The organism is Micromonospora musae (assembly GCF_003626635.1).
Classification (GTDB): domain Bacteria; phylum Actinomycetota; class Actinomycetes; order Mycobacteriales; family Micromonosporaceae; genus Micromonospora; species Micromonospora musae.
Genome location: NZ_RAZT01000001.1, coordinates 265,346 through 281,073, shown reverse-complemented (window position 1 = coordinate 281,073; position 15,728 = coordinate 265,346). Strand labels below are relative to the sequence as shown.

The following is a 15,728-nucleotide window of genomic DNA, read 5'->3' as shown; positions in this document are numbered from 1 at the left end:
ATCCGGCGACCGGAGGTACCGACCAGGGTGGGGCAGTCCGTCACGGGCTGCCCCACCCGCATCTCCGGATCGTTTCCACCACACCGGGCGACCGCGGTCCGGGACGGCCGGTGGTGCACGCCACGTTGCCGCCGACCGGGCCCGGGCAGGCCCGGAGCCCGGCCGAGGATGGGCACATGAAGTGTCCCTCCGCCGAGCCGCACCTCGCCGAGCGGACCCGGGAGCGCCGCGCCGGCACCGCGGCCGACGGCGCCCGTTGGGCTTCCGGACACCGACGGGCCGCCCCGGCCACCGACGTCGACCCGGCCGCCGTGCCGCGGACACCGCGGTGAGCGCCGCCGTTCCCGCCCGCCGCCGGACGGCCGTACTGGTCTGGGGCGTGGCCCTCGCCGCGTACGTCGCCGCGGTCTTCCACCGCAGCTCCCTCGGCGTCACCGGGGTCGACGCCGCCCACCGCTTCGACATCAACGCCTCCGCGTTGGCGACCTTCTCCGTCGCCCAACTCGCCGTCTACGCCGCGATGCAGGTTCCGGTCGGGGTCCTCCTCGACCGCTTCGGCTCACGCAAGCTGCTGGTCACCGGCGGCGCGCTGATGGTCGCCGGGCAGCTCTGCTTCGCCCTCGCCACCGACGTACGCCTCGCCGTGGCCGCCCGGGTCCTCGTCGGCCTCGGCGACGCCATGACGTTCATCAGCGTGCTGCGCCTGGTGACCTTCTGGTTCCCCGGCCGCACCAACCCGCTCATCGTGCAGCTCACCGGCACCTTCGGGCAGCTCGGCGCCGTCCTCGGCGCCGTGCCGCTGGTGGCGCTGCTGCACCACTTCGGCTGGACCCCGGCCTTCCTCGTCGCCGCGGCGCTCGGCACCAGCGTCGTGTTCCTGGTGCTCGTCGCCGTACGGGACACGCCGCACCGGGACAGCCTCGCCGGTCCGCCGCCCCGACTCGCCGACGTCCGCCGGGAGCTCGCCGCCGCCTGGGCCCAGCCCGGCACCCGGCTCGGACTCTGGACGCACTTCGTCACCCAGTTCTCCGGCTCGGTCTTCGCGCTGCTCTGGGGCTACCCGTTCCTGGTTCAGGGGCAGGGCCTGACACCCACCACGGCGGCCTCTCTGCTCACCCTGATGACGGTGGCCGGCCTGCTGGTCGGGCCGGTGCTCGCGCAGCTGTGCGCCCGGCACCCGTACCGTCGCTCGGTGCTGGTCTTCGCCGTCGTGGGCGCGACCGCGACGGCCTGGGCCGTGGTGCTCGCCTGGCCCGGGCCGGCGCCGCACTGGCTGCTGGTGGCGCTGGTGCTGGTGCTGGCGCTCAACGGTCCCGCCTCGATCATCGGCTTCGACTACGCGCGCACGTTCAATCCGGTCAGCCGCATCGGCAGCGCCACCGGCATCGTCAACGTCGGCGGCTTCGTCGCGTCGATCGTGCTGGTGCTCGCCGTCGGAGTGGTGCTCGACCTCGCCACCCCGGCCGGGCTCGACAGCCCCGACCTCACGGCGTTCCGGTGGGCCTTCGCGCTGCAGTACCTGCTCTGGTCGTTCGGCGCGGTACAGGTGTTCCGGCACCGCAACGCGACCCGCCGTCGACTCGCCACCGAAGCGGCCGCGCGTCGCGACCCCGCCGTGGCGGTCGCGGCGGGGGAGTGACCGGTCCCTGTCCTCGCGGTCCGACGGGAGCCGCGGCGGGAGTCCTCAGCGGCCCAGCCTCTTGCGATGAGTGAGGTCGTCGAGGACGAGGGTCAGGCCCGCACCGACCAGCCAGAAATCCTTGGCGATCGGCGTGCCGGCCTCGGTGGGACGCATGCTGCCCGGCTGCCGTAGCCCGGGTGTCTTCAGGTAGAGCTGCACGAGCCCGGCGCCGAAGGCGGCGAGCCCGAGCCCGACCAGCGCCGACGGGACGAACGGGGCGAGCAGTGCGGTCCCCAGCGTCGCCTCGCTGTACGAGAGCAGCTTCGCGAACCGGTTCGGCGGAATCTGCCGCAGTTGCGGAATGGCGCCGACGGCCATGGCATGCGTCGCCTGCGCCGCCTCTCCCTCCATGCCCCGCTTCGTCAGCCCCGAGTTGAGCATGAACACGCCGATCGCGGCGCGTAGCGGCAAGTGAACCAGCTTCATGATCACTCCTGCGGTGAGGGCCGGATCGTGCCACCGCCTACCCTGCGATCGGGCGGGCTAACCTGACGGCCTCGTCCGGCGGCGCGGTCGATCCCACCCCGTCCGGCGGCGAGGGTCCCGAACCGCCGGCACACCCGCCGCGCCCGCCGGGCTGAACGGCCGCCCGGTACGCCCGGGTACGACCCCTAGGCCGAACGGGAAGACCGCGATAGGTTCACCGGGTATCGACCGCCGGTGCCCCCGCAGACCGGCCGCGGTGCGTGCCGGGCCGGGAGCCGGGCCCGTCCACCGTGTCGCGCTCTGCGGCCCCCACCACCGCCGCGACCAGGAGGAAGAGCGTGAGCCAGGAGGTCCGGGGAGTCATCTCCCGCAGCAAGGGCGCGCCGGTCGAGGTCACCACGATCGTGGTGCCGGACCCGGGGCCCGGTGAGGCGATCGTCCGGATCCAGTCCTGCGGGGTCTGCCACACCGACCTGCACTACCGCGAGGGCGGCATCAACGACGACTACCCGTTCCTGCTCGGGCACGAGGCGGCCGGCATCGTCGAGGAGGTCGGCGAGGGCGTCACCGGAGTCGAGCCCGGTGACTTCGTCATCCTGAACTGGCGCGCGGTCTGCGGTGTCTGCCGCGCCTGCCGCCGCGGCCGCCCCTGGTACTGCTTCGCCACCCACAACGCGTCGCAGAAGATGACCCTCACCGATGGCACCGTGCTCAGCCCGGCCCTGGGCATCGGCGCGTTCGCGGAGAAGACGTTGGTGCACGCCGGACAGTGCACCAAGGTCGACCCGGCAGCGCGTCCGGCCGCCGTGGGACTGCTCGGCTGTGGGGTCATGGCCGGCCTCGGCGCGGCCATGAACACCGGCGGGGTCACCCGGGGCGACGCGGTGGCGGTGATCGGCTGCGGCGGCGTCGGCGACGCTGCGGTCGCCGGCGCGGCGCTGGCCGGCGCGACGACGATCATCGCCATCGACACCGACGCCCGCAAGCTCGACTGGGCACGCAAGTTCGGCGCCACGCACACCGTCGACGCCAGCGCGCAGGACCCGGTCGAGGCGATCCGCGCTGCCACCGGCGGCTTCGGCGCCGACGTGGTGATCGACGCGGTGGGCCGCCCGGAGACCTGGAAGCAGGCGTTCTACGGTCGCGACCTCGCCGGCACGGTGGTGCTGGTCGGCGTACCGACCCCGGAGATGACCCTCGAGGTGCCGCTGCTCGACGTCTTCGGCCGGGGCGGCGCGCTCAAGTCCAGCTGGTACGGCGACTGCCTGCCCAGCCGCGACTTCCCCATGCTGACCGAGCTCTACCTGCAGGGGCGCCTCGACCTCGACGCGTTCGTCACCGAGGAGATCGCCCTAGACCAGGTGGAGCAGGCGTTCGAGCGGATGCACCACGGTGACGTGCTGCGCTCGGTGGTGGTCCTGCCGTGACGGCCCGGCTCGATCACACGGTCACCACCGGCACGTTCACCTTGGACGGGCAGACGTTCGACGTGGACAACAACGTGTGGGTGCTCGGGGACGACACCGAGTGCGTCGTGCTGGACGCGCCGCACGACGTGGAGGCGATCCTGCGGCTGGTGGGGGAGCGTCGGGTTCGGGCGATCCTCGCCACCCACGCCCACGACGACCACGTCCGGGTCGCTCCGGCACTGGCCCGGGCCACCGGCGCGCCGGTGTTGCTGCACCCCGACGACCGGGTCCTCTGGGACCTGACCCACCCGGATCTGCCGCCCGGTGGCGAACTGCGGCACGGAGAGCGCATCGAGGTGGGTGGTGCCGCGCTGACGGTGCTGCACACTCCGGGGCACAGTCCGGGCGCGTGCAGTTTCCACGCACCCGAACTGGGTGCGGTCTTCACCGGCGACACGCTCTTCGCCGGTGGGCCGGGTGCCACCGGCCGCTCCTACAGCGACTTCGACCTCATCATCGAGTCGATCCGGACTCGGCTGCTCACCCTGCCGCCGGAGACGGTGGTGCACACCGGACATGGCGCCGACACGACTGTCGGCGCCGAGGCGCCGCACCTCGACGAGTGGATCGCCCGGGGCCACTGACCGCCGGCCCCGCCGAGAGGCACCGCGCGGACCCTGTCGCGCCGGGCGGCCGCTGACGATCAGGTCGAGCGGGCGCCGTAGCTCCGGGGCGGTGACCGAACCCGCGTCCCCGGGCCGACCTCGTGCACCCGGGGTGACCTTGCGTCCCCGGCGCGGCTTGCGTCCGCGGGCCGATCTCGCCTCTCCGGGTTGACCTTGCGTCCGCGGGCCGACCTCGTGCACCCGGGGCCCGGCCGCGCGGTCGGCGCCCGCGTGGCGCGTATCCCCGCGAACGTCGCCTGTGAGCGGTCCAGCGCCGCCCTGCCCGAGCACACCGCGAGGCGTCCCGATCACCGCGGCCGTGGTGATCGCGGTCGCTGGATCGATCTCGCCCCCGCGCGCCGTCCGTCCGTCGACCGAGCGGGCTGTCGGTATTCCGCGGGGTGACGAGTTCCGCAGCCACCCTCGGCAGGGGCGTATCCGGAATGACCGACACGCCAACCTGGTTGTGTCCCCCGTACCGCCCGAGCCGAAACCACTTCCGGTGCGGACATCCCCCAAGGAGTGCTCACCCCGGAGCGCTTCGCATGATCGAAAGGGCAACCATCGTGAAGTTCGACTTCACTCGATGGCTCCCGGCCATCGCGAAGGACTCTCATCAGAAGGCCGCGCTGAGCGTGGCAGGCATCGCCGTCCTCGGCGGCCTCGCGGTCGGGCCGACCGCGGTCGCCGCCCCCGTCACCATCGGGCCCCACGAGGCTGCCATCGCCGCCATCGACTACGCCACCGGCACGAACGGCACGGATGGGCACGGCGGCACCGAGTCCGGCCTGACCACCGGCTCCCGCGACGGCAGGCTGCCCGCCGGGCACCCGAGCCGCGACGAGCTGGTGCCGTACGGCGTCCAGGGCGCTCAGTCGCGTATCCCCCTGGACGACGCGCAGCTCGACAACGCCAAGGCGATCATCAAGGCCGCCAAGAAGAGCGGTGTCGGTGAGCGTGGTGCGGTGATCGGCGTCGCGACATCGCTGCAGGAGTCGAAGCTGTACAACCTCGGCCACCTCGGCGCGTACAACGACCACGACTCGCAGGGCCTGTTCCAGCAGCGCCCGTCGTCCGGTTGGGGCACCCCCGACCAGATCACCGACCCGGACTACGCGGCGACGGCGTTCTTCACCGCGCTGAAGAACGTGGACGGGTGGCAGAACCTGCCGCTGACCCAGGCCGCGCAGACCGTCCAGGTCTCGGCCTACCCGTTCGCGTACGCGCAGTGGGAGGACCAGGCGGCGGACATCGTCCAGCAGTACGGCTGAGTGTGAAATCGCAGACCGGCCGGTCCCTTTAGGGGCCGGCCGGTCTCGTCTATCCGGGCCGGCCCCTCTTCGGAGGTTGGTCGACTCGGCTTCCGTGATGGCGGGCTGTCCGGCGTGCGTGGATGCGGCGACTTCATGGACCTTGAGTGGACCTTGGGCGGGTCTCGCCGGTGGCCGGGGAGTCTCCGGGGCGACGTCGCGCCTCCGTCGTGTGCGTTCGCGGTTGATCGACTCGGTTTCCTTGATGGCGGGGTGTCCCGGCTGGTGGATGCCGCGACTTCATGGAGCTCGTGTGGATCACCGCTCTGGGTGGGGTGAATCGGGCCGGTTGTCCGATTTATGGGAGGCCGGGTCGGGGTGTGGTTGTGGGCTGGTGGGTGGTTTGGGTGGGTATGGGGTGTGACCGGTGGCACCCTGGGGGCGGAATCGTGGCGGGGTCGGGGGCGTTGAGTATCCGCGACGGCCGAGGTAGCAGGCTGGCAGCTCATCTGAGCGGGCCGGTGCGGCACGGCTCCCGGGAATGATGGCGGGCCGCCGGTCGTTGAATGCGGTTCCGGCGCGGTGAGGTCCCCCGACCTTTGTCCTGGTCGCCGGTTCCCCTCCCGGTTCCACGACCCCCGAGTGTTGTGGTCGGGTCAGAGACTTTTTCCCCTTGTCTGGCGAAGCGCCGGTTGTGGCGCTGGCCTGTGCGTGCCGTCCCCCCCTTGTGCGCGCGTGGGTCACACCCCCGAAGGAGCTTTGGTCATGAACATGTTGATGCGTAAGGGTGTGCTTGGTCTTGCTGGTCTGGCGTTCGCTGGTGGTGTGGTCGGTGGTCCGATCGCGGCGCACCACGCTCATTCGGTGGATGCGCGGCCGGTTGCGGTGGTCCAGTCCTCGGGTGTGGATTCGGCGAAGCTGATTCCGCACGGTACGCAGGGTGTGCAGTCGCGCATCGACCTGGATGATGAGCAGGTCGCGAACGTGAAGGCGATCATCGCTGCGACGAAGAAGTCGAACATGGACGAGCGGGCCGCGGTCATCTCGATCGCGACGAGCCTGCAGGAGTCGAAGTTGGAGAACCTGGGTCATCTGGGTGACGCCAATGATCATGACTCGTTGGGTCTGTTCCAGCAGCGTCCGAGTTCGGGTTGGGGTACGCCGGAGCAGATCACGGATCCGGAGTACTCGACGATGGCGTTCTTGAAGGGTTTGAAGCAGGTTGACGGGTGGCAGGACATGCCGTTGACCGAGGCCGCGCAGACGGTGCAGGTGTCGGCGTTCCCGGATGCGTACGCGCAGTGGGAGCAGCAGGCCGCCGATCTGGTGGGCCAGTACTGGAACAGCTGACGCCCCACCACACAACCGCAGAGCAGGATCTGACCGCTGGCCGGTACCCACCCACGGGTGCCGGCCAGCGGCGTCCCCGCGACCGCCCCGGGGACCGGCCTCCGAAGGCCGTCCGGTTCACTGGGCGCGTGACCGCACACCCCGCCCCGCACGCCTTCGCGGCCGACGGCTCTTCCGCGACCGGCTCCTCGCCGGAGAGCGGCGACTCCTCGCTGGAGAGCGGCCTTCCTCCGACCGACGCCGCCCCGGCCGATGCCGCCCCGATCAAGGCCGCCCTGGCCGACGCCGCCCTGGCCGACGCCGCCCCGGCCGACGCCGCCCCGGCCGATGCCGCCCTGGCCGACGCCGCCCCGATCAAGGCCGCCCCGGCCGATACCGCCCCGGTCGACGCCGCCCTGACAGACGCCGCCCCGGTCGACGCCGCCGCGGCGGGTGACGGCCGGGTCTGGGCCACGGCGCGGGCCTTCCGCCTCTGGCTGGACGCTGCGAACGGCACCGGGGACGCCGAACTCACCTGCCGCGTCCTCAAGCTCACCGAGGAGGCCGGTGAGGTGGCGGGCGCGTGGATCGGGCTGCTCGGGCAGAACCCACGCAAGGGCGTGACCCACACCCGCGACGACGTCGCCGCGGAACTCGCCGACGTCGCCTTCACCGCGCTGGTCGCCATCGAGAGCCTCGGCCTGGATGCGCGTACGGTGCTCGACGGCTGCGCCGACAAGGTGCACGCCCGGATCGCCCCCGCCGACCGGCTGCCGTCCTGACCCCTCGCCGGCCACGGCTCGAGACCCACGGCGCCGCGGGCACCCCGCCAGCCGCGGCGGCCAGACTGCCGAGCAGTCGGTCGCGAACCGAGCCGGAGAGCAGGCTTCTCGACGGCTCCGGCCCGGGCAGAACCCGAACGGGTCAATGTCGGTGACGCCGGTTGAGCAGGACGTCGATCAGCGCGGCGATCAGCCCGAGCGCGATGATCACGGTGGCGACCAGGAGCGAGTGTTCGAACGCGGTGGTGAAGTCGCCGTGGTTGCTGGCCAGCGAGGCGAAGAACGCCGAGCCGACCGCCGCGATACCGGCGGCCGACCCGATCCGCTGCCCGGTCTGGAGCATGCCCGCTCCACTGCCGGCCTGGGGCACGGGCACCTGGGCGAGGGTGAGCGTCTGGTTGGGAGCGATCACCAGACCGCTGCCGATCCCGGCGAGCAGTAGCGGCGGCGCGGTCACCCAGGGCGCCGGCAGGTCCGGGAAGAGGCGCAGCGCCAGCCACGTCCCGGCGAGGCCGAGCACGACGCCGAGCAGCCCGACGGCGACCAACGGCCGGCCCACCCGGTTGACGAACCGGCCGCCGGCGGCCGAGGCCGCCGCCGAGCCGAGCGCGAACGGGGTGACGGCCAGGCCCGAGATGAGGGCGCTGTACCCGCGCCCGTTCTGCAGGAAGAGCGTGAAGATGAAGAAGATCGCGGTGAACCCACCGAAGTAGATCAGGGCGATCAGCGAGCCGAGGGTGTACGACCGGAACCGGAACAGCCGCAGATCGAAGAGCGGTTGCCGGGTCCGGGCGTAGCGGTGCTCCCAGAGCGCGAAGACGAGCAGGATCAGCAGGCCGGCGGGGATCAGCACCCACTTCCACGGCGTCCGCCACTGCTGCTCCTGCACCAGCGGCAGGAGCACCAGCAGCACTCCGACGCCGAGCAGGATCACCCCGACCGGATCGAGCCGGTGCCGGTCCACGTGCTCCTTCGGCCGGCTGGGCAGCAGCCGCCAGCCCAGGATCACGGCGACGATGCCGACCGGCACGTTCACGAAGAAGACGTACCGCCAGCCGTGACTTTCGCCGCCGAGCGCGATGAGCAGACCGCCGAGCAGCGGCCCGACGGCGGTGGAGATCCCGATGGTCGCGCCGAGCAACCCGAACGGGCGGGCCCGTTCGGGCCCGTGGAACATCTCCTGGATGACGCCGGTGACCTGCGGGTTGACGATGCCGGCGGCGGCGCCCTGGAGGAGTCGGGCGATGACCAGCCAGGTAGGGGAGGGGGCGAGCCCGGCGAGCGCGCTGGTGATGGTGAACAACGCGATGCCGAAGACGAACGCGTTGCGTCGACCCCGGGCGTCGCCGAAGCGGCCGGCCGGCACGAGCGCGAGCCCGAAGGTGAGCGCGTACCCGGAGAGCACCCACTGCAGATCGCTGGGGGAGGCGTGCAGCGCCCGGTCCAGCGAGGGTACGGCCACGTTGACGATGCTGACGTCGAGCAGCGTCATGAAGGCGGCGACGAGGCCGACTCCGAGAGCCCGCCAGCGTCGCCGGTTCTCCGCCGGGTCGAGGTCGGCCGGCTTGTTACCCGCCGCGCTCATCGTGCCCTCCGTTGACCGTCGATCATGCACTCCTGACCGCTACCCCGGCCACCGCAGGACAAATCGTCGCGCGACGCGCTTCCTCACGCCATTTGGCGCGCGCAGAACCTTGGGCCGAAGTCCAGCCCGGCCATCGGCGAGTCCTCCCGGTGCAGCAGCCCCTTCTCGGTGAGCAGGTGCAGCGGAGCGTTCAGCTCCTCAGCGCTCAGCCCGGCTTCCTCGCCGATCAGATCGGGGTACGGTACCTGGCCACGGGCCTCCAGCGCGGTGACCGCCTGGTACACCCGCTGCTCGACGTCCGACAGTTGCACCCGCTGCATCGCTTCCTCCTCGTGCTCGCGTCCGCCTCCGTGCAGGCGGTTGCGCTGCGCCGGTTACCCCCTGGCCGCGTGAAGATGCCCACCCGATCGGGGGTTGACCCCCGTTCGGCCCAGCCCGGCGCGGCGTGGCCCCGACGCGACCCGCGCAGCCCGATCCGCGCGGCCCGACCCGACGAGCCGCCCCATGGCGAAGATGGCTCGGCGGGACCCGCGCGGCCCGGCCTGGACGCGACCCGGCCCGGCCCGGCCCGGACCGACCGGGCTTGGCGCGGCCCGACCCGGCGCGGCCTCCGGGCCGGATCGCCGACGCGTGCCCTAGGCTGCTCCCGTGATCGTCTGGGATCTCGCCGTGGTCGGCGCCGGCCCCGCGGGGCTCTCCGCCGCGTACGCCGCCGCCCGCGCGGGCGTACGGACCCTGGTTCTCGAGCGGGCGGCGCACCCGCGTTACAAGACCTGTGGTGGTGGCCTCATCGGCACGTCGTTGGCGGCCGTGCGGGACCGGATCGAGGTGCCCGCGCACGACCGGGTGGACCGGGTGACGTTCACCTGGGACGGGCGGCGCGGCTTCACCCGCCGGCACCGGGCGCCCCTGGTGACGATGGTGCGCCGTGAGGAGTTCGACGACCGGCTGCGCGCGGCCGCCGTGGCCGCCGGGGCGGAGGTCCGCGAACGCGCACCGGTCCGCGCCGTCGAACAGGACCCGGACGGTGTGAGCCTGCGGCTGGCCGACGGTACGACCGTGCGGGCCCGGACGGTGATCGGGGCGGACGGCTCCTCCGGGGTGACCGCCCGGCACGTCGGGGTCCGGTACCGGCAGGTGGACCTGGGGCTGGAGGTGGAGCTGGAGGTGCCGCCGGAGCAGCAGGAGCGCTGGCGCGGGCAGGTCCTGCTCGACTGGGGCCCGCTGCCCGGGTCGTACGCCTGGGTCTTCCCGAAGGACGACCGGCTCACGGTCGGGGTGATCGCGGCCCGGGGCGAGGGGGAGCGGACCCGGGAGTACCTGCGTCGTTTCGTCGACCGGCTCGGTCTGGCCGACGCCCCGGCGGCGCACGACTCCGGGCACCTGACCCGCTGCCGGGCGGACGATTCTCCGCTGCGCCAGGGCCGGGTGCTGGTCGTCGGGGACGCCGCCGGTCTGCTCGAACCGTGGAGCCGGGAGGGGATCAGCTACGCGCTGCGCTCGGGCGAGTTCGCCGGCGCGGCGGTCGCCGAGGGGGATCTGGCCGGCTACGAGCGGGCGGTCGGGGAGCGGTTGGTGCCGTCGATGCGCGCCGGTTACCGGCTGCTCGACCTCTTCTCGCGCCGGCCGGAGCTCTTCCACGGGCTGGTGGCGACACCTCCGGGCTGGCGGATGTTCGTGCGGTTCTGCCAGGGCCGGGCGAGCTTCGACGAGACGCTGGCCCGGCGCGAGGTGCGGGCGTTGCTGGCCGTGCTGGACCGGATCCCGGCCTCCCGCCGCCGCGTGCCGACTTCCTGACGGCCCGCCGGGTGCGACCCCTCCGGCGCCGCCTGCGGGCGTCCTGACCGCGTGTCGGGTGCGCCCCGACGCTTACGTCCAGGACGGCCGGTGAGCCGAGGGCGAAAGCCGGGCCCGATGCCGGTCGAGGTGCTGCTGGGTGCACCGTCCTTTCTCACCACCCAGGATCCTAGGATGCCCTACGCGATGTGACGCCGGTATCGGCACACAGGGGCGGCAGGCCGGCGGACTCCGGACGGATGGCCGAACCCCGTCGGCGGGGAGCAGGGCGAGAATGGGCCTAGCCAAGGAGGTGGCCGAATGAGCGACACCAACGAGGAGCCGCGGTTCACCGACGACGAGTGCGCCTTCCTCCGACACGCGCGCTTCGGCGAGCTGCCGCCGGCGGTCCGTCCCGAGGATCGGATCGAGCTGACCGAGACCGACCCGGCACGAGGCGCGCCGGAGAACGCCCCCGAGCGCTGGGACCTGCGCCACGGCTGAACCGCCCCGACCCGTTGGCCGGGGGAGCGTGATCCGGCGTCGCGCCGCGGCTCAGGAGCGGAAGACGCGGACGGGCCGCAGGCGAAGATCGCCCGCGGCCCGTCGGCACGGTTCCGGTCAGAACACCGGCACGCCCTCGCGCACGAGGCGCCAGTTCGGCTGGAAGAAGTCGGCCGGGTCGATCGTCCCCTTCGCCTGTGCCCAGTCGATGAGCAGCTGGCGGATCTCCTGCTGCTCGTTGTAGACCTGGGTTTTGACGATGCCGGGGAAGTTCCCGCCGCCGCTGCGCCGGTAGTTGTTCACCGCCACGACGAACTGGGCGTCGTCGGCCACCGGGGTGTCCGTGCCGGCCAGCACCAGTCGGGTGATCCGCTGGCCCACCGGCTTGGCGATGTCGATGTCGTAGTCGACGCCGGAGAGCGCGTCGTAGTTGTAGTCCGGCACCGACGGGTCGCTGATCTGCTCGGGGTCGACCGGGGCGCCGGGTGCGAGGGTGACGAAGTACTTCGCCGAGTACTCCAGGTACGCGCGCACCTCCGCGCCGGTGAGCACGACCGCCTCGAGGGTGTTGTCGAAGACGTAGAGCCCCGCCACGTCGCGGATCTTCACGTCGCCGGCCGGGAAGACCGCGGTGCGGCTGAACGGCGAGGCCTGGGAGAGCACCGGCAGGTCGGCGTACTGCGTGCCGGCCAGCGCCGTGGTGACCGTCTCGGCCTGGACGTGGTTGATGAAGTCGAGGATCGGGGTGTCCTTGTACCGCGACTCCACGGTGGACATCTCCACCGTGGCCCGCGCCACGACCTGGTTGACGTACGCCACGGTCTTCTTGTGCTGCGCCCGCACGGCGGCGAGGACCTTCGGGTCCTCCACGACCGTGTTGGTGTTCAGCATCGTGGCGGAGGAGCGGGTGATCGCCCAGCGGCCGTGCTCGCGGGCCAGGGTGAAGTCCATCCGGGTGAGGCGCTGGCCCCACTTGGAGGGCTCGGAGAGCAGGACCTGCCGGCCGGTCTGCTTGTTGGTCACGAAGCGCTGGACGACCTCGTTGTGTGCGTGTCCGAAGAGGATCGCGTCGATGCCGGGCACCTGCTCGGCGATGAGGGCGACCGGGTTCTCGTTCGGCAGCTCCGGCCCGTAGCTGGAGGTGCCGCTGTCACCGCCGTGCGCCGAGATCAGGATGATGTCGGCGCCGCGCTGGCGCATGATCGGCACGTACTTCGCCGCCGTGGCGATCATGTCGTCGAAGCGCAGCTTCCCCTCGACGTTGCCCCGGTCCCAGATCGCCACGCCGGGGTTGGTCAGGCCGAGGATGCCGACCCGCAGCGTCGGCGCCGCGAAGCCCAGGGAGACCTTCTTGATGACGTACGGCGTGAAGGCCGGCTTGCCGGTCCGCGCGTTGACGGCGTTGGCGGCCAGCGCCGGGAAGCCGAGCTGGCGGATCCACAGGTCCAGCAACGGCAGGCCGTAGTTGAACTCGTGGTTGCCGAGCGTCACGGCGTCGTAGTCGATGATGTTCATCGCCCGCGCCATCGGGTGCTTCTCGCCGGTGCTGGTGATCGGCTCCTGCTTGGCGTAGAAGGTGGCGAGGGGAGTGCCCTGGATGGTGTCGCCGGCGTCGAGCACGAGGGTGGCCTTGCCGCGCCGCTCGGCCCGGATCTGGTTGATCAGGGTGGCGAGCTTCGCGACGCCGATGTCGTTCTGCTTGCTGTCGTCGTACTCGGCGTCGCGGTAGTAGTCCCAGTTGTAGACGTTGCCGTGGGTGTCCGACGTGCCCAGGAGAGTGAGGTCCCAGGTGCGCGGGTGGTGCGCGCCGGTGGCCCGGGCGGGCGTGGCCGCGATCAGCGGGGCGGCGGCCGCCGCGGCCGCGACCGCGAGCACCTGCCGGCGCGAGGGGCCGGAGGGAGAGGTCATGACATGCCTTTCCATCGGAGGGGGCGCGCATGATCGGCGCCGAGCGCACCATAACCAGAGCTGGTCACTCCTGTCACAACCGCCCCGGGCGTCGCGGCCCGGGACCGTTTCCGCCCCGACGCCGGGGGTAGGGGTGCCGGGGACCGGTTCCGATCAGGTACGCGAGGAGACGACGGTGAGTGACGACCAGTACACCCGGCAGGACCCGACCAGCCGGTACGGGCAGCGGTCGGGGCAGCCGAAGCAGCAGCAGTCGCCACCGGGCTCCACCGCCGGGATGGTTCCCCGCCCGGACCACGGCGAGCAGTCGTACCGGGGCAGCGACCGGCTCGCCGGCAAGCGGGCCCTCATCACCGGCGGCGACTCGGGCATCGGCCGGGCGGTTGCGATCGCGTTCGCCCGCGAGGGCGCCGACGTGCTGATCGGGTACCTCGGTACGGAGGAGGACGCGGACGCGCGGGACACGGTCGCCCTGATCGAGGAGACGGGACGCCGGGGGCTGGCCGTCCGGGGCGACCTCACCGAGGAGCGGCACTGCCGGGAACTGGTGGATCGGGCGGTGGCCGAGCTCGGCGGCCTGGACCTGCTGGTGAACGTGGCGGGTTACCAGATGTCCCAGGACAAGGGCATCCTCGGGATCAGCACCGAGCAGTTCGACCGGGTGATGAAGACGAACCTCTACGCGATGTTCTGGCTCTGCAAGGCGGCGGTTCCGCACCTGCCGGAGGGGTCGGCGATCATCAACACGTCGTCGATCCAGGCCGCCGAGCCGTCGCCGCAGCTGCTGGACTACGCGACGACCAAGGCGGGGATCGCGAACTTCACCAAGGCGCTCGCCGCGGATCTGGCCGACCGGGGGATCCGGGTGAACGCGGTCGCGCCGGGCGCGGTCTGGACGCCGCTGATCCCGGCCACCATGCCGCAGGAGGCGGTGGAGTCGTTCGGCCAGAACTCGCCGCTCGGGCGACCGGGGCAGCCCGCGGAGCTGGCCCCCGCGTACGTCTTCCTCGCCTCCCAGGAGTCGAGCTTCGTCACCGGGGAGGTCCTCGGCGTCACCGGTGGTCGCCCGATCACCTGAGGTTCAGAGACTGTCGGGAAACCCTGCGGCGGCTGCGGCGGGCCCAGCCGACGACGGGCGGCGTTGGAGATTCGTCCGGATACAACACCGGTATCCGGACGAATCTCCGCCTTGCCGGATCGGCGCCTGGACTCCGCCTCGCTCGCCCCGGGGTTTCCCGACAGTCTCTCAGCGGGGCCAGGCGCGGAGCCGGTCGCGGACCCGGGCGACCGCGGTGGCGTCCAGTCCGTAGCGGGCGAAGCGCTGTTCGGGGATGCGGTCCAGGTAGCGGCCGGCGGCGCGGACGTCCTCCGGGTCCAGCGCCGGGTCGACCTGCCGGGCGAGTTCGAGCAGCTCGGTCACGCCGTAGTGCTCGAGGGCGGCGGAGACGTCGATGTAGTCGCGGACCTCCCGCCGGTTGACCAACGCCGCGATCTTGTTGGCCATCAGGTCGTGGACGTCCATCACCGGGCCGAGGTCCATGACCACCGGGCTGCGGTGGCGGTCGAGCCGGGCCAGGCTCAGCCGGATCTGCCGGCCGTCGCGGCTCACCACGAAGTCCTTCAGGTCCCGGTCGTAGCCGTCGAAGAGGTCGGCGAGGTCGCTGTCCGGGTCGGCGTCGTCGACGGCGAAGCCGGCCTCCTCGAGGGCGGTACGCACACCGGCGGCGGCGGCCGCGGCGGCGCCCTCGACGTCGGCGAACAGATCCACGTCCTCGGTGGGGCGGGTGACGAGCCCGTGGGCGGCCCAGGCCACCCCGCCACCGAGGACGAACCGGTGCGGGCCCGCCGCGGTGAGCGCCACCCGGGCCACCTCGCGGTAGAAGTCGTGCAGGTGCGCGGTGGTCACGCCGTGCGCAGCGTCTGGTGGCGGCTCTCCCAGGCCTGGCGTACGGCGCGGGGGAGGTTGAGCAGGCGCCACACCCGGCGCAGCGTGCGGCCGTTGACGAGCCGGCGGAGGTCTTCGGCTCGGGTCGTCTCGCGCAGCACGTTCTCGTAGAGCCAGAGCAGCTGGTCGGGGTCGCCGAGGTCGAAGGTGCGTTCGGCGTTCCACATCAGCCGTACCGGCAGTTCGACGAGGCCACGGGTGGGGCCGGTCAACTCGGTGAGGGTGCGGGTGACCACGGCAGGGCGGCCCGGGCGGGTCAGGTGGACCACGCCGGTCGCGGTGGGGGAGGCGCCCTGCATGCTGTCAGGGTAACCCGACCGGCGTCGGGGGCCACCTCTCCACCACGGAGTTCGGTGGTGGAGAGGACCTTCTCGGGCGGTTCGTACCCGGTTCCGCGCGGGGGTTCTCCGCCGACTCGGGTCGCGCGGGCGCGTCGGCTGGCCTAGTGTTCATGGAGTCGGCCTCGGC

The 15,728-nt window shown here is 72.3% G+C and carries 16 protein-coding genes; 10 read left to right on the top strand and 6 right to left on the bottom strand.

Translation table 11 applies throughout. The annotated features are described in order from the left end of the window. The first annotated feature begins 176 nt into the window (after positions 1-176). Both D7044_RS32215 and D7044_RS01340 read left to right on the top strand, forming a co-directional pair. A complete protein-coding gene (locus D7044_RS32215; protein ID WP_158609345.1) occupies positions 177-332 on the top strand; it encodes a hypothetical protein in 156 nt (51 codons plus the stop codon). Then, a complete protein-coding gene (locus D7044_RS01340; protein WP_120676438.1) occupies positions 329-1,639 on the top strand; it encodes an MFS transporter in 1,311 nt (436 codons plus the stop codon). Before D7044_RS32215 ends, D7044_RS01340 begins: the two co-directional genes overlap by 4 nt. Positions 1,640-1,684: 45 nt before the next feature. On the opposite strand, the gene D7044_RS01335 is transcribed toward D7044_RS01340, so the two are convergent. Further along, positions 1,685-2,107, bottom strand: a complete 423-nt coding sequence (locus D7044_RS01335; RefSeq protein ID WP_120676790.1) for a hypothetical protein — start codon at positions 2,105-2,107, stop codon at positions 1,685-1,687. A 338-nt stretch (positions 2,108-2,445) separates the two neighbouring features. Here D7044_RS01335 and D7044_RS01330 point away from each other — a divergent pair, with 338 nt between their 5' ends. The 5 genes from D7044_RS01330 to D7044_RS33485 all read left to right on the top strand — a co-directional run bounded on the left by D7044_RS01330 (position 2,446) and on the right by D7044_RS33485 (position 7,542). Further along, complete coding sequence (locus D7044_RS01330) at positions 2,446-3,534, top strand: S-(hydroxymethyl)mycothiol dehydrogenase (protein WP_120676440.1); 1,089 nt, start codon at positions 2,446-2,448, stop codon at positions 3,532-3,534. Continuing rightward, complete coding sequence (locus tag D7044_RS01325) at positions 3,531-4,160, top strand: MBL fold metallo-hydrolase (protein WP_120676442.1); 630 nt, start codon at positions 3,531-3,533, stop codon at positions 4,158-4,160. Before D7044_RS01330 ends, D7044_RS01325 begins: the two co-directional genes overlap by 4 nt. Before the next feature lie 587 nt (positions 4,161-4,747). Continuing rightward, on the top strand, positions 4,748-5,452 hold the full coding sequence (locus D7044_RS01320; protein ID WP_120676444.1) for a hypothetical protein: 705 nt from the start codon (positions 4,748-4,750) through the stop codon (positions 5,450-5,452). A 744-nt stretch (positions 5,453-6,196) separates the two neighbouring features. Continuing rightward, on the top strand, positions 6,197-6,781 hold the full coding sequence (locus D7044_RS01315) for a hypothetical protein (RefSeq protein WP_120676446.1): 585 nt from the start codon (positions 6,197-6,199) through the stop codon (positions 6,779-6,781). Positions 6,782-6,909: 128 nt separating this feature from the next. After that, positions 6,910-7,542 (top strand): MazG-like family protein, encoded by a 633-nt coding sequence (locus tag D7044_RS33485; protein WP_233564827.1) that lies wholly within the window; start codon positions 6,910-6,912, stop codon positions 7,540-7,542. Positions 7,543-7,684: 142 nt separating this feature from the next. Here D7044_RS33485 and D7044_RS01305 read toward each other — a convergent pair whose 3' ends face one another. Further along, a complete protein-coding gene (locus D7044_RS01305; protein ID WP_120687683.1) occupies positions 7,685-9,127 on the bottom strand; it encodes an MFS transporter in 1,443 nt (480 codons plus the stop codon). 83 nt (positions 9,128-9,210) lie between these two features. Beyond that, on the bottom strand, positions 9,211-9,447 hold the full coding sequence (locus D7044_RS01300) for a hypothetical protein (RefSeq protein ID WP_120676450.1): 237 nt from the start codon (positions 9,445-9,447) through the stop codon (positions 9,211-9,213). 328 nt (positions 9,448-9,775) lie between these two features. On the opposite strand from D7044_RS01300, the gene D7044_RS01295 reads away from it, so the two are divergent. Both D7044_RS01295 and D7044_RS01290 read left to right on the top strand, forming a co-directional pair. Beyond that, entirely contained in the window at positions 9,776-10,924 is a 1,149-nt protein-coding gene (locus D7044_RS01295) for a geranylgeranyl reductase family protein (protein ID WP_120687682.1), read from the top strand. A 300-nt stretch (positions 10,925-11,224) separates the two neighbouring features. Beyond that, positions 11,225-11,407, top strand: coding sequence for a hypothetical protein (locus tag D7044_RS01290; RefSeq protein ID WP_120676454.1), 183 nt, complete (start codon positions 11,225-11,227; stop codon positions 11,405-11,407). A 117-nt stretch (positions 11,408-11,524) separates the two neighbouring features. Here D7044_RS01290 and D7044_RS01285 read toward each other — a convergent pair whose 3' ends face one another. Beyond that, positions 11,525-13,315, bottom strand: a complete 1,791-nt coding sequence (locus D7044_RS01285) for a bifunctional metallophosphatase/5'-nucleotidase (RefSeq protein WP_120687681.1) — start codon at positions 13,313-13,315, stop codon at positions 11,525-11,527. A gap of 175 nt (positions 13,316-13,490) precedes the next feature. Here D7044_RS01285 and D7044_RS01280 point away from each other — a divergent pair, with 175 nt between their 5' ends. Beyond that, positions 13,491-14,393, top strand: coding sequence for a glucose 1-dehydrogenase (locus D7044_RS01280; protein WP_120687893.1), 903 nt, complete (start codon positions 13,491-13,493; stop codon positions 14,391-14,393). Positions 14,394-14,561: 168 nt separating this feature from the next. On the opposite strand, the gene D7044_RS01275 is transcribed toward D7044_RS01280, so the two are convergent. Together D7044_RS01275 and D7044_RS01270 are read right to left on the bottom strand one after the other, a co-directional pair. Further along, entirely contained in the window at positions 14,562-15,221 is a 660-nt protein-coding gene (locus D7044_RS01275; protein WP_233564826.1) for a nucleotidyl transferase AbiEii/AbiGii toxin family protein, read from the bottom strand. Next, positions 15,218-15,559 carry a hypothetical protein gene (locus D7044_RS01270; protein ID WP_120676458.1) on the bottom strand — a complete coding sequence of 114 codons (342 nt, stop codon included), beginning with the start codon at positions 15,557-15,559 and terminating at the stop codon, positions 15,218-15,220. Before D7044_RS01270 ends, D7044_RS01275 begins: the two co-directional genes overlap by 4 nt. Positions 15,560-15,728: the final 169 nt, after the last annotated feature.

Coding starts and splice junctions, on each gene's coding strand:
- D7044_RS01315 (WP_120676446.1), top strand. CDS start 6,197: ATGAACATGTTGATGCGTAAGGGTGTGCTTGGTCTTGCTGGTCTGGCG.
- D7044_RS01335 (WP_120676790.1), bottom strand. CDS start 2,107: ATGAAGCTGGTTCACTTGCCGCTACGCGCCGCGATCGGCGTGTTCATG.
- D7044_RS01300 (WP_120676450.1), bottom strand. CDS start 9,447: ATGCAGCGGGTGCAACTGTCGGACGTCGAGCAGCGGGTGTACCAGGCG.
- D7044_RS32215 (WP_158609345.1), top strand. CDS start 177: ATGAAGTGTCCCTCCGCCGAGCCGCACCTCGCCGAGCGGACCCGGGAG.
- D7044_RS01290 (WP_120676454.1), top strand. CDS start 11,225: ATGAGCGACACCAACGAGGAGCCGCGGTTCACCGACGACGAGTGCGCC.
- D7044_RS01305 (WP_120687683.1), bottom strand. CDS start 9,127: ATGAGCGCGGCGGGTAACAAGCCGGCCGACCTCGACCCGGCGGAGAAC.
- D7044_RS01270 (WP_120676458.1), bottom strand. CDS start 15,559: ATGCAGGGCGCCTCCCCCACCGCGACCGGCGTGGTCCACCTGACCCGC.
- D7044_RS01285 (WP_120687681.1), bottom strand. CDS start 13,315: ATGACCTCTCCCTCCGGCCCCTCGCGCCGGCAGGTGCTCGCGGTCGCG.